Source organism: Flavobacterium sp. Flavsp81 (genome assembly GCF_059491325.1).
This window is the reverse complement of sequence record NZ_CP168505.1, coordinates 3,560,173-3,574,807: the sequence shown is the minus strand read 5'-3', so window position 1 is coordinate 3,574,807 and position 14,635 is coordinate 3,560,173. Positions and strand designations below refer to the sequence as shown.

The 14,635-nt window shown below is 31.6% G+C and carries 14 protein-coding genes; all 14 read right to left on the bottom strand.

Annotation, left to right across the window (positions count from 1 at the left end):
- Positions 1-393, bottom strand: a complete 393-nt coding sequence (gene rbfA / locus ACEN92_RS14935; protein WP_007808467.1) for a 30S ribosome-binding factor RbfA — start codon at positions 391-393, stop codon at positions 1-3.
- Between the two features lie 87 nt (positions 394-480).
- The gene (locus ACEN92_RS14930; protein WP_495639144.1) at positions 481-1,755 is read right to left on the bottom strand and encodes a murein hydrolase activator EnvC family protein; all 1,275 of its coding nucleotides are present in this window, start codon (positions 1,753-1,755) and stop codon (positions 481-483) included.
- A 23-nt stretch (positions 1,756-1,778) separates the two neighbouring features.
- Entirely contained in the window at positions 1,779-2,555 is a 777-nt protein-coding gene (gene lolB1 / locus ACEN92_RS14925) for a lipoprotein insertase outer membrane protein LolB1 (RefSeq protein ID WP_495639143.1), read from the bottom strand.
- Positions 2,556-2,569: 14 nt separating this feature from the next.
- Positions 2,570-3,913, bottom strand: coding sequence for a tetratricopeptide repeat protein (locus ACEN92_RS14920; RefSeq protein WP_495639142.1), 1,344 nt, complete (start codon positions 3,911-3,913; stop codon positions 2,570-2,572).
- Positions 3,914-3,958: 45 nt separating this feature from the next.
- Complete coding sequence (locus tag ACEN92_RS14915; protein ID WP_495639141.1) at positions 3,959-4,975, bottom strand: sugar nucleotidyltransferase; 1,017 nt, start codon at positions 4,973-4,975, stop codon at positions 3,959-3,961.
- Positions 4,976-5,059: 84 nt separating this feature from the next.
- On the bottom strand, positions 5,060-5,494 hold the full coding sequence (dut, locus tag ACEN92_RS14910; RefSeq protein ID WP_495639140.1) for a dUTP diphosphatase: 435 nt from the start codon (positions 5,492-5,494) through the stop codon (positions 5,060-5,062).
- 33 nt (positions 5,495-5,527) lie between these two features.
- Positions 5,528-6,988 carry a lipopolysaccharide biosynthesis protein gene (locus ACEN92_RS14905; RefSeq protein ID WP_495639139.1) on the bottom strand — a complete coding sequence of 487 codons (1,461 nt, stop codon included), beginning with the start codon at positions 6,986-6,988 and terminating at the stop codon, positions 5,528-5,530.
- Positions 6,989-7,079: 91 nt separating this feature from the next.
- Positions 7,080-8,606, bottom strand: a complete 1,527-nt coding sequence (locus ACEN92_RS14900) for an AAA family ATPase (protein WP_495639138.1) — start codon at positions 8,604-8,606, stop codon at positions 7,080-7,082.
- Positions 8,607-8,614: 8 nt separating this feature from the next.
- Complete coding sequence (locus ACEN92_RS14895) at positions 8,615-9,445, bottom strand: ATP-binding cassette domain-containing protein (RefSeq protein ID WP_495639137.1); 831 nt, start codon at positions 9,443-9,445, stop codon at positions 8,615-8,617.
- A 2-nt stretch (positions 9,446-9,447) separates the two neighbouring features.
- Positions 9,448-10,218, bottom strand: a complete 771-nt coding sequence (locus ACEN92_RS14890; RefSeq protein ID WP_495639136.1) for an ABC transporter permease — start codon at positions 10,216-10,218, stop codon at positions 9,448-9,450.
- Between the two features lie 47 nt (positions 10,219-10,265).
- Positions 10,266-12,080 carry an OmpA family protein gene (locus tag ACEN92_RS14885; protein ID WP_495639135.1) on the bottom strand — a complete coding sequence of 605 codons (1,815 nt, stop codon included), beginning with the start codon at positions 12,078-12,080 and terminating at the stop codon, positions 10,266-10,268.
- Between the two features lie 26 nt (positions 12,081-12,106).
- Positions 12,107-13,228, bottom strand: a complete 1,122-nt coding sequence (locus ACEN92_RS14880; RefSeq protein WP_495639134.1) for a hypothetical protein — start codon at positions 13,226-13,228, stop codon at positions 12,107-12,109.
- Positions 13,229-13,230: 2 nt separating this feature from the next.
- Positions 13,231-13,902 carry a hypothetical protein gene (locus ACEN92_RS14875; protein ID WP_495639133.1) on the bottom strand — a complete coding sequence of 224 codons (672 nt, stop codon included), beginning with the start codon at positions 13,900-13,902 and terminating at the stop codon, positions 13,231-13,233.
- A gap of 123 nt (positions 13,903-14,025) precedes the next feature.
- The gene (locus ACEN92_RS14870) at positions 14,026-14,472 is read right to left on the bottom strand and encodes a GNAT family N-acetyltransferase (RefSeq protein WP_495639132.1); all 447 of its coding nucleotides are present in this window, start codon (positions 14,470-14,472) and stop codon (positions 14,026-14,028) included.
- Positions 14,473-14,635: the final 163 nt, after the last annotated feature.

Here is a 14,635-nt window from a genome sequence, read left to right as displayed (position 1 = left end):
TTATGATTTTCTTCTTTTTTCTAAAAGATCACGATTCTCAATTGGGTTTTCTCTGTTTGATAATGCATTATCAATTTTCTCAATATAATCTAATGAGTCATCAATAAAAAATACCAGGTTTGGTACACGACGCAATTGCAAACGTACACGTTGAGACAAGTCGTGTTTAATTAAGGTTGTATTAGATTTTATTCCTTCTAAAGTTTCTTTGGCTTTTTCTTGTGGAAAAATGCTTAAATATACTGTTGCCACAGATAAATCTGAAGTAACACTTACTTTGGATACCGAAATCACTAAATTATTAATTCCGTTTTTTCTCACTTCACCTTGCAAAATATCAACCAGATCTTTCTGTATGACACCGCCTATTTTTTTCTGTCTATTTGTTTCCATAGTGCAAAAATACTATTTTTAAATTTCAATCAAACAATTGTAATAGCAATAATAAAAAAGGGAGCCAATTAAGCTCCCTTTAATAATTTATCTGTTTTGCAGCCATCCTTCCGGATTATTATTTGATGTATTTTGAAGAATCAAAAACTTAATGATTGTTTTTCCTGTATCTCCACTGGTTCTTACTTTTCCAATACTTTGTTTAACTTTTACTTTGTCACCTTGTTCAACAGATACAGAACTTAGGTTTTGATATACGGTAAAGTAATCTCCATGCTGAATAAAAACAGCTCTGTTTACAGGAGACAAAGCTATAACTTTTGACACTACTCCTTCAAATACGGCCCGTGCATTTGCTCCTTGTTCTGTTGTAATCTCAACTCCGGAATTATGAACCGTCAGTGATGGATATAATGGGTGTGGCTGATCTCCATAACCTAATGAAATAAATCCTTTTTCTACCGGCCATGGTAATTTTCCTCTGTTTGCCTTAAAATCAGCTGCTAATATTTTACCTTCCGGTGTTAACGCAATTCTATCAGATGAAAAACTTTTAGCTGGTGCTGGTTCACTACTTTCAGTACTTTTGCCTTCTGCTATTCGTTTTCGTCTTTCTTCTTCTGCTTTTCTATTTGCTTCAGCAATAGCAGCACGAATCAATTGCTTAATTTTCGCATCAATTGCTTTTGATTCCTTTTGTTTCGCTCTTGTATCGGCGATAATTTTATTTTTGTCTTTTTTAATCGAATTAACTAACTTTTGCTGCTCTTTCTTTTCAACTTCTAAGCTTTGTTTTTCTTTTTGATTTTCAGCAATGATTTTTTTCTTCACTTTTCTTTGTCCATCTAATTTAGCATTATAATCAACTAACTCTGCTGTTTTAGACTGGATTTCCATACCCTGACTTTTTCTAAAAGTAGTATATTGTTTTAAATATTGTGCCCTTTTGTAAGCCTGTAAAAAACTTTCTGAAGACAAAATAAACATTGCCCTGCTTTGTTCAGAACGGCTTTTGTATGATTTTAGGATCATTTTGGCATAATCTTCTTTCAATACTGCCAATTCCCTTTTTAACTTGTTTACTTTTAATTGATTAATATACATATCATTACTTAGAAGCTTTTCTTGCTTTGCAGTAGTGTTTATCAATTTTTCTTTTAATTTTATTTTATTGGCCTGAATAAGAAAAACGTTAACAGCAGATTTCTCTTTTTTCTTTACAGATTGCAGCATTTTTTCGTTATCTCTGATTTCCTGCTGAATCTGAGCTTTACGCTGTTCAAGTTTTTCTTGTTGCGAATCCTGTGCCCACACAAAAGTTGTGGCACATATAAAAATCAGGCTTAGGAGAAATTTTGGCATTTTTCTATTATCTTTTTGCAAATTTACTTAATTATAATTTTTTTATAGCCACTTGGAACACTATATGGGAAAGAAAGTTCCTCGTTGAACGAAATTGTATTGTAATTTAAATTAATATCTGTTTTGCCTTTTGGCTGAGTCGCATTAATTTCGATACTCGTTGGAAGTATTCCCTGGTCAAAAACTTTAGTATCAGAATATTTAATCTCTAACATTCTGTTTTCTCTCGTTTGAGATATTTCTTCTTTTTGAAGCAAATATTTTTCAGCGTCCAAAAAGAATGCTTTTTTCAGATTATTATCTTTTCCATCTTCCAGACGAATAAGGTTTTCTACAATTGTTTGTGTATATTTTCCTTTTCTCAAATCATCTAAAGCTTCACCAACCAATAAATTTTGTACTTTACTGTAATCAAGTTCAGTTCCTAACCATTTACTTAAACTGGTAAAATCCCCTTCATAATAAGTTCCGTTTATTTTCTCATAATAACTTACTGCCGTTGGTGTAATCAAAGCTTTTGCCATGGTAATTCCGAGAAAACGGACACTTACTAAAATTTGCTCATCTTTTTTAATTTTTATTTCAGCAGTAACATTCTGACTCTGTTTTTCATCCACATATCTGGCATTCGCTTTTATGTATAGTGTCGAGAAATCTAATTTATTATCGTAATGCTTTTCTATTACTTTATTGTCTGTTTTTGCTACAACTTCACTATTACTGTTTTGTACTGCAACTGCTTTAGACTTACAGGAAATCATAAAGATTACCATCAATACTATCACTATATATTTTTTCATCTGAATTTAATCTTTTATTTTTTGTTCTTTAATAATTCATTTGCCTTCAAAAAGTATTCCTCTTTTTTCTTAGCATCTCCTAACCCATTATAAGCCTCTCCTAACTGAATATTAAAACTCGCTTCCAATTTTATATCATCAACAACATAATCAAGACCCATTTCTAAAACGGTTTTTGCATTTTTAAATTGTTGTAATTGATTATTTCCCAAACCGGCATAATAATAAAATTGTGGCTGACTTGGATAAACTTCAATCATATTCATAGCTCTTTTTGTCATTGGCTCAAATTGCTTTGCTTTCATATACGCTTCCAGCAAAAGTAAATTGGTCTCACGATCTGTATCTGAATTTGATTTTAAGTCTTTCTCATAATATTTAATCGCATTTTCAAATTGGTTTTTACTGTGATAAAATTTTCCAATTTCTTTTGCAACATCTACTTCTTTATCATTATCAAAATAAGCAATCGCTTTTTCCAGATCAGGAGCATATTGCGGATTTTTATTCACATAAATCAAAAACTCATTTAGCGTACGATGTTTTATTTTTGAATCAATTTTAGAACTTGACAAAATTACATTCATCGATTTAATAGCTTTGTCAGCCTGGTTTGCATCCAAATATACCTTAAACAAACTCACTTGACCCCATTCAGAAGCTGGAATTTCTTTTGCCAGTTGTTTTGCAATTTCTAAAGCTTTATCTGTTTCTTCGGATTTCGAATACAAAAAAATCAGGTTTACGTAATTTGATTCTTCTTTCGGATTTTTTTTAATCTGATCAATCAAATTGGAAATCTCTGCATTTTGATACTTTCCCTGTGACAGAATCTGTAATTTATATCTTTCACGATCTTCGGATTTTCCGAATTTATCATTCATTTCGGTAATAAGAAAAAGCGCCTTATCATACTGATTGGTAATCATGTATAACGAAATCAAATCATCTTTATACTCTTCGTCGAATGGAATAATTTTTTGAATTGTTTCTATCGCCAGAGGATAATTTTTTGTTTCATAACTAACATCATAAATTCCCAGCCAAAACCATTTATTCTTAGGGTCTAATTGAGTTGCTTTTTCGAATGAACTTTGTGCGTTTTGATATTCTTTTAAAGCAAAATAATTTTTCCCTAATTCAAAATATGCTACAGCATCATTTGGTTTAAGCCTAATACATTTTTCTAAGGAAACGATTGCTTTATCATAATTTTCGATTCCTTTTTGCTTTAAAGATTCATAAAAAGAGTCTTTATATTCATCAGTAGCCATAGCAATATCTTCCGGTTCTGTCTGAGCCGAAACTGTATTGCCAAGTAACGCGAAAAATAAAATTACTAAAACTCTTTTTTTCATTCTCTATAATTTTATTTTATCCCCAATCTACTTAAAATGAATTTTTTATTCTAAAACTGAATAATCACCAATGCTAATGCTTGTAAATTTACCATCATAACTTACATGATTACCAATCATTGCATTATCTAAGTTAGCATTTTTTATTTGAGAATAGGTTTGTACCAAACTGTTTTTAATAGTACTGTCGGTAACATGACATCCTTTTCCTAAAGAAACATTTGGACCAATTGTTGCATTTTTCAACACTACATTTTCTCCAATATAACAAGGAGGAATAATGGTTGCGTTTTCTAATTTCACATCATAATCAACTAAATGCTCTCCATCATTATGCAAAAACCCAAGCATTCTTGAATTGGTTTCAACAGTAACATTTTTGTTTCCGCAATCCATCCATTCGTCAACGCTTCCGGTTTTAAAAACTTTTCCGTCGGCCATCATAGCCTTGATTCCGTCATTAATTTGATATTCTCCACCGTTTTGAATATTATTGTCCAAAACATTTTGAAGTTCTTTTTTCAGATCACCAACTTCTTTAAAATAATATATTCCGATAACAGCTAAATCACTCACAAACTCTTTTGGTTTTTCTACCAATTCTATGATTTCATTATTTGCATTTAATTTTACTACACCAAAAGCTTCCGGTTCATCAACCTGTTTTACCCAAATTACCGCATCTGCCGCTGGATCTAATTCAAAATCAGCTCTGATTAAAGTATCGGCATATGCAATTACTGCCGGACCTGATAAAGAATCTTTTGCACACATAATCGCGTGGCCTGTACCTAAAGGCAAATCCTGACGATAAATAGATGCTTTCGCTCCTAAACTTTGTGCCAGTTCTTGTAAACTTATCACAAGGTCGTCTCCAAAAAAAGCTTCATCACCTAATATAAATGCAACTTCTTCGATAGGCTCTTTTAATATTTTAGCAATATCTTCGACTAAACGATGTACAATTGATTTTCCTGCAACTGGAATTAATGGTTTTGGAATGGTTAAAGTATGTGGCCTAAGTCTTGAACCACGTCCTGCCATTGGAACGATTATTTTCATATTTTTTTATTGAAAGATTTAAGAATTGAAAGATTGAAAGATTATAGAATCCTTCAGTTTTCAATCTTTAAAATTATTAATTTTTTATTTTACTCCCGTACTTCCAAAGCCGCCTTCACCTCTGGTTGTTTCAGAAAGTACTGACACTTCTACCCATTCAGCTCTTTCGTGTTTGGCAATAATTAATTGTGCAATTCGTTCTCCGTTTTCAATAACAAAGGCTTCGTTTGATAAATTTACTAAAATTACCCCTATTTCTCCTCTATAATCGGCATCGACCGTTCCCGGAGAATTTAAAACAGTAATTCCTTTTTTGGCAGCAAGGCCACTTCTTGGACGAACCTGTGCTTCGTAACCGATAGGCAATTCAATAAAAAGTCCTGTTTTTACAATGGTTCTCTCTAATGGTTTTAGCGTTATTGATTCAGTTAAATTTGCACGTAAATCCATTCCTGCCGAAGCAATTGTTTCATAATTTGGTAAATCGTGCTGAGATTTATTGATAATTTGTATTTCCATTTTAATTTAAAAAGATAAAAAAGTAAAATTGAATTACTTTTTATTCATAATTCCTTTGATTGTGTCTTTTTCGTTATGATAAACAAAATAAACGAAAGCTAAAAATAACGGAATTCCAACAAAGTAATTTTCTCTGAATCCATAAAAAGAAATTGCCGAAAATACAATTGAAATTCCTAAATAAGCTCCAATTTTATTCATATCATAAGGTATTGGATAATATTTATTTCCTAAAGTATAAGAGATTAACATCATGCTTCCGTATGCTGAGATAGTAGCAATTGCCGATCCGTAATAACTGTATTTTGGAATTAATAAATAATTTAAAACCAAAGTTACAATAGCACCAACAATAGAGATGTAGGCTCCTATTTTTGTTTTATCAGTCAATTTATACCAAACCGATAAATTATTATAGATTCCTAAAAAGAAATTAGCCAAAATAATTAATGGTACTACTTTCATAGCTTCCCAGTATGATCTGTTCTCAAGCAGAAGTAATTTTAAAATATCAGCAAAAACAATCACGCCTAATAAAATAAGTGATCCCAAAATCACAAAATATTTAGTGATTACAGCATACGTCTGAGGTGCATTTTCATTTTTTGCATGACTGAAGAAGAAAGGTTCAATCCCAAGTCTGAATGCTGTTGCAAACAAAACCATAAACAATCCTAATTTGTAACAGGCAGAATACGCACCAACTTCTGATTTTGCGATATTTTCAGGCAATAAGTATCCTAATAAAATTTTGTCAAAATGCTCATTTACGGCAAATGCAATACCGGCAACCAAAATCGGCAGACCATATTTCATCATCTTTTTCCAAAGTACAGAATCAAACTTTCTTCCAAGCGAAAGATAATTTGGTGAAAGCACAATAAATGTGGCTAAGCTTGCCAATAAATTAGCAATGAAAATATAAGCAATCTGAAAATTTTCAACATATAAATTATCCCAAACAGAATTAGGGTTTGCGGCTGCAATTTTTGGCAAATAGATTAAAAAGAAAATATTAAGAAGAAGATTTATTATAACATTTCCAATTTTTATTGCCGCATAAACCATTGGTCTCTGATTGGCTCTTAATTTAGAAAAAGGGACTAAAACCAATGCATCCAGGACTAATATCCAAATCGAATAGGTTACATATTGCACGTCAACTTCGGCCCAGTTGGCCAATGTGTTCCTGAAAATTAATCCTGCAAACAAAAATCCTATCGATGACCAAAATATAGATATTGTAGCTGTTGCAATTACATTTTTCTTGTCATCTTCGGCACTGTAAAACCTAAAAAAAGCGGTTTCCATTCCGTAAGAAAGTATTACGTTAAAGAAAACCATCCATGACAAAACAATTGAAACTTCACCGTATTCTGCAGTTGGTAAAATACCTGTGTATAATCTAACCAATAAAAAACTTAGCATTCGGGGTAATACTGTCGCTAATCCGTAAATGGCTGTCTGTTTGAATAGATTTTTATATAATCCCAAAATAATTTAGTAATAAAGTTTTCAAAAAACAAAAATAACCAATTCTTTGAGATAATTACTGAATTCGCCAAGGTATTAAAGCATAAACAATTTATGCTGTTTCATCAGATGCGCTGAAATTTACACTTTTTTGAGTTTCTTTTGGTTCTGGAATATCTTCCTCTGAAAATGTTTTTAGAATTTTTTGATTGAGCTTTTTGAGTTTTACAATTCTGTTTGCCTGATTTTGAACACATTTCTCAAACAAATTCCTTACAACTCTCGCGTTTCCAAAGCCTTCATCTTTTTGCGAATATAGCAATTCAAAAGTATCCGTTAATTTTTCTTTTGCTTCCTCAGAAATAATAAAATCGGATTTTTTACAATAGAATTCAAAAATTTGAAATAATTCGGCGGGAGTAAAATGTTTAAAATGAAAGAATCTATTAAAACGAGATCTTAATCCCGGATTAGAGTCAATAAAAATCTGCATTGGTTCTGTATATCCTGCAACAACAACTGCCAAATCATCGCGATGATCTTCCATTCTTTTGATCAGTGTATTTACTGCTTCTGCTCCATAATCATTTCCGGATAAATTCTGGGTCAAAGCATACGCTTCATCAATAAATAAAACCCCGCCAAGACTTGATTGTACAGCGTTATTTACTTTTGTTGCCGTTTGCCCGACATAACCCGCAACTAAACCTTCCCTATCTGTTTCGAACATTTGACCTTCGGATAAAAATCCTAAATGCTTAAATATTCTGCTTAATAGTCTTGCTACAGATGTTTTGCCCGTTCCCGGAGGTCCCAAAAAAACAGTATGCAATGTAATCTCAACATTTTTTAATCCTTGTTGTGATCTCTTTTTTTGTATTTCTAATAAATTAATTAGCTCGGCAACATCTTGTTTTACTTCTTTTAAGCCTACTAAAAGATTTAGTTCCTGAAGCACTTTTTCAAGCGAATCTTCTTCTGGCAAATCTGATGCTTTTTTATCTTCGCTTTTTGCTTTTTTTAAACCTAAAAAGTTACTAAATACAATATTGCTTTCAATCTTTTTGTCAAAACCAAAATGAATAAAATTTTGATATCCGGTTAAAATTTCTTCAAGCTTATTATGTTTCGTTTGAGATAAAATTTCAGGAAGTAAATATTGTTTCTGCTGTTCGTTTGAGAATGTTACTTTATTTTCTTTTTTAATTTTTATAAGATGATTTTTAAATTCATCTGTAAAAATTAACTGGTTCAATTCATTAACAGAATTTTGATCCGCAAAGTGTTTATTTCGTAAAGCATCATAATAATAAGCCAGAACAAATTGTGCTTTTTCATTCTTTTTTTCTAATTCTCTATCATAAAGTTCTATGATGTCTGAAAGAAAAAAATGCTCTGCCTTAAGTAGTAATCCCTTAGAAATTTCAGGAGAAACATAGGTGTTTATTTTTTGAATAAACTCCACGTCCTGATTTAACACCTTACATGTTTCAAGAATACTTATTGTTTCTCTGTGCAAATCATTAACAAATGAAGCCGTAAAAATAGCTTCATTAGTTTTTATGTTTGTCTCTAAATATCTTTTTAGAGACAAAAATGATTCTTCTAAAATCGATATCGGGTTCTTACTTTTTGCCATATAATCGTTTAAGAAATCATCATCTGATGAATAATCTCTTTTGATAATTTTAAGTGATCATCACAATAATCTTTCCATGCTAAACCCATATCCCTCAAATCATATTTAGCGACAATTGTACCGTAATGCTCTTGCTTTCCATTAATAGTTGGATAACCAATAACATAAATAGTCTGCGCTAATTCTATCGCCAATTCAATGTCATGCGTAGAAAAAATGACCGTATTAAAATCAGAAGAACTACTTAATAACTCAAAAGATTTTTTTACTTCCTGAATATTCCCTACATCCAATCCTGAGAAAGGCTCGTCTAAAACAATAAACTGATCAGAAGAAAACAATTGTTCAATAATAGCTGTTCTTTGTCTTTGTCCTCCGGAAAGTTCGTTAGGATATTTGTCTTTACAGTTTTCCAGTCCCCATTCTTTCAAATACTTTTTTATCTTCTCCTCTTTTTCGGTATTTGAAAGCGTTGTTTTTCTTAGCGAAAACTTCAATGCCTGTGTAACTGTTTTGTGTCTGAACAAAGTATATTTTTGATCTACAAAACCAATATCACCTTCATTTACAGGTTTGGCAGCATTAGGTTCTTTGTTTTCAAAATCTCTAATTAAAATTTTTCCCGAATTAGACGGAATCAGTCCTGTTAATGCTTTAAAAAAGGTTGATTTTCCTCTTCCAGACCTTCCTACAAAAGCTATAACCTGACCCGTACAATGTATACCATCTCTAACTACATCTTTTTCTATTAGACTTATATCTTTTATAATAATAGTATTATCATAGGCAACGCTTAAATTTTCAACATATAAAAGCGTTTCTTTATATTCGTGTTTCATAATTATATTTTTGAATATCTAAATAGTGCTTTTCTTAAGAAATTTATTCCTGCGTCTAAGCCAAGACCTATTAATAAAATAATGATTTGAAGTGCTATAATTCGACCAGTATTCATAAACTTATCAGAGTTTTTTATCAAAAACCCTAATCCGCCAGAAGCTACAACAATCGATTCAACTGTTACAAGCATCATCCAGGTTATGGCAAGATTTTGTCTGATTACATCAATCACATAATCTACTCTTCCTAAAATAATAACTTGCCACAAAACTTCCCATCTGGTACATTTTAGCATTTTGGCATGATCAAACTCTTCCTGAGGTATGTCTTTAATAACCGCAATCAGTGATGTTGTTAAGAAAGTAGTCAGGAAAATTACCAAAATCCAAACCTGCATTGATCTTGCTTCGTGCACAACCATTGTAATATAAAATGAAAGGCCGGTAAACGGTAAAAATCTAAATTTAGTCACAAATTCTGAAACCGATTTTAATACCGGAATTGGCCATGAATAGGCCAATAGTAATGAAATTATTGTGGCTAAGAAAATAGAAATAAAACACAAGCTCAAAGAGTTGAAAATATGTACAACCAAACCTTCATTATACAATTCCTGAAAACCGGTTAAAACCTGGCTTGGAGATGGAAATAAATGTTTTTCACCAGAAGTCGTAGCAAACCAAATAATTATCAAAAGAACTAACCAGCCAATTAAAATAAGGGTTTTGTTCCGTTTTGATATTTTTTCAAAGGGAGTTAAAAATTTTATCATATTTAAAGTAAAGGCTATCCCGAAAGACAGCCTTTTATTTTTATTTATTATTTTAATAAAGTAATAACCACACGTCTATTCAGTGCTTTTCCTGAAGCAGAATTATTATCTCCAACCGGATCACTTTGGCCTTTTCCATCAACCATTTGAAAACGGCTTGCCGGAATTCCTTTTTGTTTTAAGTAATTCACAACTGCTTCTGCCCTGCTTTTTGATAAAGCCAAATTAGCATCCGGATTTCCAACATTATCAGTATGTCCAACAACAGTTAACTTTGTGTTCTCTGCCTGAATCAAAAGATTATAAATTTTTTCAACTTCTTTACTGGACGAATTTGAAATTTCAGCACTTCCGGTATTAAAATTAATTTTCCATTCTCCCGAAGCTACAACTTCTGTCGCCTGGTTACTGTAATCTGCTTTATCAGCAGAAGTGGATTCGATGTCATTGATATTTTTCAGGAAAAATAAATTTACTGCCTGATCATAAGGAACAACAGCTCCAACATTTTCATTAAATCCAAACGGATTCAATTCTGTTAAATATCCCGAAACCTGATTATAAACAGATTTGTATCTGTTAACACCATCTGATAAACCAAAATATTGCATCGCATCAGCATAATTAAATACTTTTGAACCACCCATATTATATGTCAATCCACCTTTTGTTCCTTGTTGTCCTTTGAACATTTTATACCAATATTCAGGCGTTTCAATTTTATATGTATCTGCAAGTGCTTGTGATGCTCTTACTTTCCAGTCTTCATAATTCTTCATTTGATTTGAAGCTGTTAATGCCGATTTCAAGATATTAGAAACAATTTCCGGATTTTTTACAGCCCACTCTTTCACTCCAATAAGTGCAGTTGGCATTTGGTTATTGAATTCTTTTGTAGAGACAATATCTACAAAACCGGAAAGTTTATCAAATACTGTTTTATCTCCCGGTGTCCAGGTAGCACAGCCATCGATTTTTCTGTTAACCGATTTCCCGGTTAATTTTCCGTTTACTACTTCTTTCAAAGTAACTGTCCAGCCAGTTGTTTGCGATTTAATTAACTCTTCAGCCGATTTTATATAATCATCATTCTCTGAAGGATAAATATTTACGGCATCAGCATCATAAGTTGTCGGGTCCGGATTTACTTTTAATCCGTTTGCAAAACAATAATTAACTGTTGTAACCCAGTCACCATCACCAAGAACGGCAGATATAACAGAACCTTTCATAGATTTAGGATCTGATTTCCAGCTTGGCGGACCGATTAATTTATCTTCACCATAACTCATACCCACTACACCCATAACCTGCAAGTGGTATTTATCTTTTCCATATTTTTCATCCAGTGACTTTTGAACAGAACTTATATAGAATGGCGCACCATCACCCATAATCATAACGGCAAAAACACTTTTATCTGAAGAAGGGAAAGCTTCACCTTTATCAAATTCTTCAATAAATTTCATTTGCATATTACGCAATTCCGATAGCCAGTCCTGACGGATAATTTCAAGATTAACTCCATTTTTCTCCATCAATGATCCTTTTGTTGTTTTTGGACCACCATTAGAAACAATAATTCCAGACTGGGCATTCCAGGCGTAACCTGCGATTCTTACTAAAGGTTTGTCGGCAATTTCTGAAGATATTTCTTTCGACGGAAGTGCAATTTTTTCAGCATTCGTTACATTATTAACATCGGTTTGATTTAATTCTATACCGTTTAACTGTTTTGAAACAGCTGTTTTAATTCCGGGAGATAAGTAATAAACCCCTCCTAAAATTGCACCGATTCCTGCAATAACAATTATTAATTCAGAAAACGTCGTTAATTTCTGTGTTCGTAAAATTTTTCCCATTATTTATTTTTAAAATTATTTATCTATTAAAAAATATCTCCAAAACCACCACCGGATAATTTATCTTCTTTGGTCATTTTATAATTAGGACTTGTATATTTTGTTGAGTCCGGAATCGTATTATCTCCCGTTTTAATTTCATCTGCCAATGAATCTAATCGTGAATAAAGTTCATCATTATCAACAGAATATTTAGAAGTCAAAGCATCTATATCAATAAGGTTTTCAGATGTTTTGGCAATATCCTGTGCGATGGTAGATGTTACTACTTCAAGCGCGTATTCTAATTCCCAATCTTGTGTAAACATCATAGCACTTTTAGCACTTTCTGTTGCTTCTTTAGCATTTCTGGCAAATTCATACTCTTTTTGAAACATTTTAACAGTAACATCAAAATCTGCAATTTTAATATCAATTGCGGTACCTGCCAAAGTTAGTTTTCTATCCATTTTTCCTAAGACATTGGCTCGAACGCCATATTTTTGGATGAAACTTTTGCTTTGTTCATATTGTGTCGAAACTCTTTGTGAATCACTTAATTTTCTTGCTAATTCACTTTGCAACGCTACATATTCATCAGTATCTTTTGCAGCAACTCCATTTTGCTTCACCATTTCATCCATGGCCGATTTAAGTTTCTCAGACTGACGCTGTAAACTCAATACATCTTCCTGAAATGATTTAGCTTCTTTCTCAGACTTACTGGCTTCAATTTCCATCTCGGTTTTAAGACCTTTCAGTTTTGCTTTTGTATTCTTAAAAACTTCGCGGTTTTTAATCATTTTTTGTTTTTGCTCTTCCAGTTCATTAAAAGGATTGCTTTGAATTAATGCTTTGTGAAGATTTTTGGTTGTAAAACGAAGTGCTTTCATAATAACCGGAGCCATCATTACTAAAAAAACTAAAAAAACACCCGTTGCAGATAATGCAATTGCCTGACCAAGCATCGTAAATAATGGCGGGATAATATAAGTCCAGACCAAATAACCTCCAACTCCTAACAAACCTAATGCTAAAGCCAAAAACAATGACTTTTCACCTTTTTTTAATGCTCCCGATTTTAAAGCAATCTCTCCTTTAGATTCATCAAAATGTTTTAAAATCGGTAATGATAAAAGGGTACTTTTTTCTTGTTCGTATTTATCCATTATTATAAATATTGATTAATTCCTGTTATTACAGTATTTATTGAGTTTAATATTTTTTGTTTTGCTAAATCGTTAGCTTCCATTTTTAATTTAATCTCCGAAAGCTGTTCCATGTTTTTTGGATCAATTTTTTGAAGTTCTATTTTCTTGGATTCCAATTCTTTCTGAAGTTCAATAATCCTGGCTTCTAATTCAGAAATATTTTTAGACAGATTATATTTTTCCTTTGTAATATTATTGTCTAAATCTGATTTTTTAGCTTTTCCTATTGAATCATATTTTGCATAAACCTTTTCGATTTCACTGATATAAAAACTTGATTTTTCTAAAAGAAATTCTTTACTTAAATCCGGTTTTATAGTTTTTCCCATTGTAAATGCCATCTGATAGCTTTGCGGATTTGTAACCCCAACAGCCATTACTGACTTGTACAATTCAAAAAAATCAAATCCATCTGCATTCAATGACTCAAAACCTTTATTGTAAACTTCAAAAATTTCATTTAAAAAAGGATTCGTCACTGCATTTGTAGGAAACGAATCTGTAACCTGAGTCGGAAATTTATTATCAGGTGCCGATAAAACTGGTGCTGATTGAACTACAGCTGGTTCTTCGGCCTTGTTAGCCTCATCATTAATAAAGAGACTTTTCCAATTAAAACTTTCTTTTGCCATTTATTTTTAGTTGATCTGTTTTTAATACCTTTTTAGTTGTGAAATATGATACACTTATAATGTAAAATGTTGTCAAATTTAAAAATATAAATGTAAGTCTTTTTAGCAAAATGGAACTATTTATTATAGAGTCAGTTTAGACTTATCCAAAATTTTCACAAAATGAAATCCTCTGGGCCCATAACCTTGATTATAATAAAAACGATGTGCGGCAAAATTCTCTGTATAAGCATCTAAAACAATGCTGCTACAGTCCAGATCTAATGCTTTTTGTTCAATATATTCTGTAAGCATCTTTCCTATTCCTTTAGAGCGATGTTCCGGGTGCACAACAAAATTATCAATTTCAAGATATTTACCTGTCCATAATTTAGTTGCTGACCAACAGCCGGTAATTCCTAAACAAATATCATTTTCAAAAACAGCTATCTGTGTATAATTATGAGGAATCATTTCTGACAAATAAATTTCATATTTTTCAGCCGGAAGATTAGGATAAAGAAATCTCATTGTATCAATTTCAACTACCATTTCTGTAATAGTTGTCAATTCTTTTATTTTTAAGTCCATTTTGTCTATAGTAATTAGTAATCAAAAATACTTATCTTTTAATATTTAAACACTATTCAATCAAACTATAATATTATAATTGTGTAATATATAATGAAAATTATATAACTTTTTAAAAATTTATCCATTATATATTTGTAATACAATCTCTTAAACAAAAAAT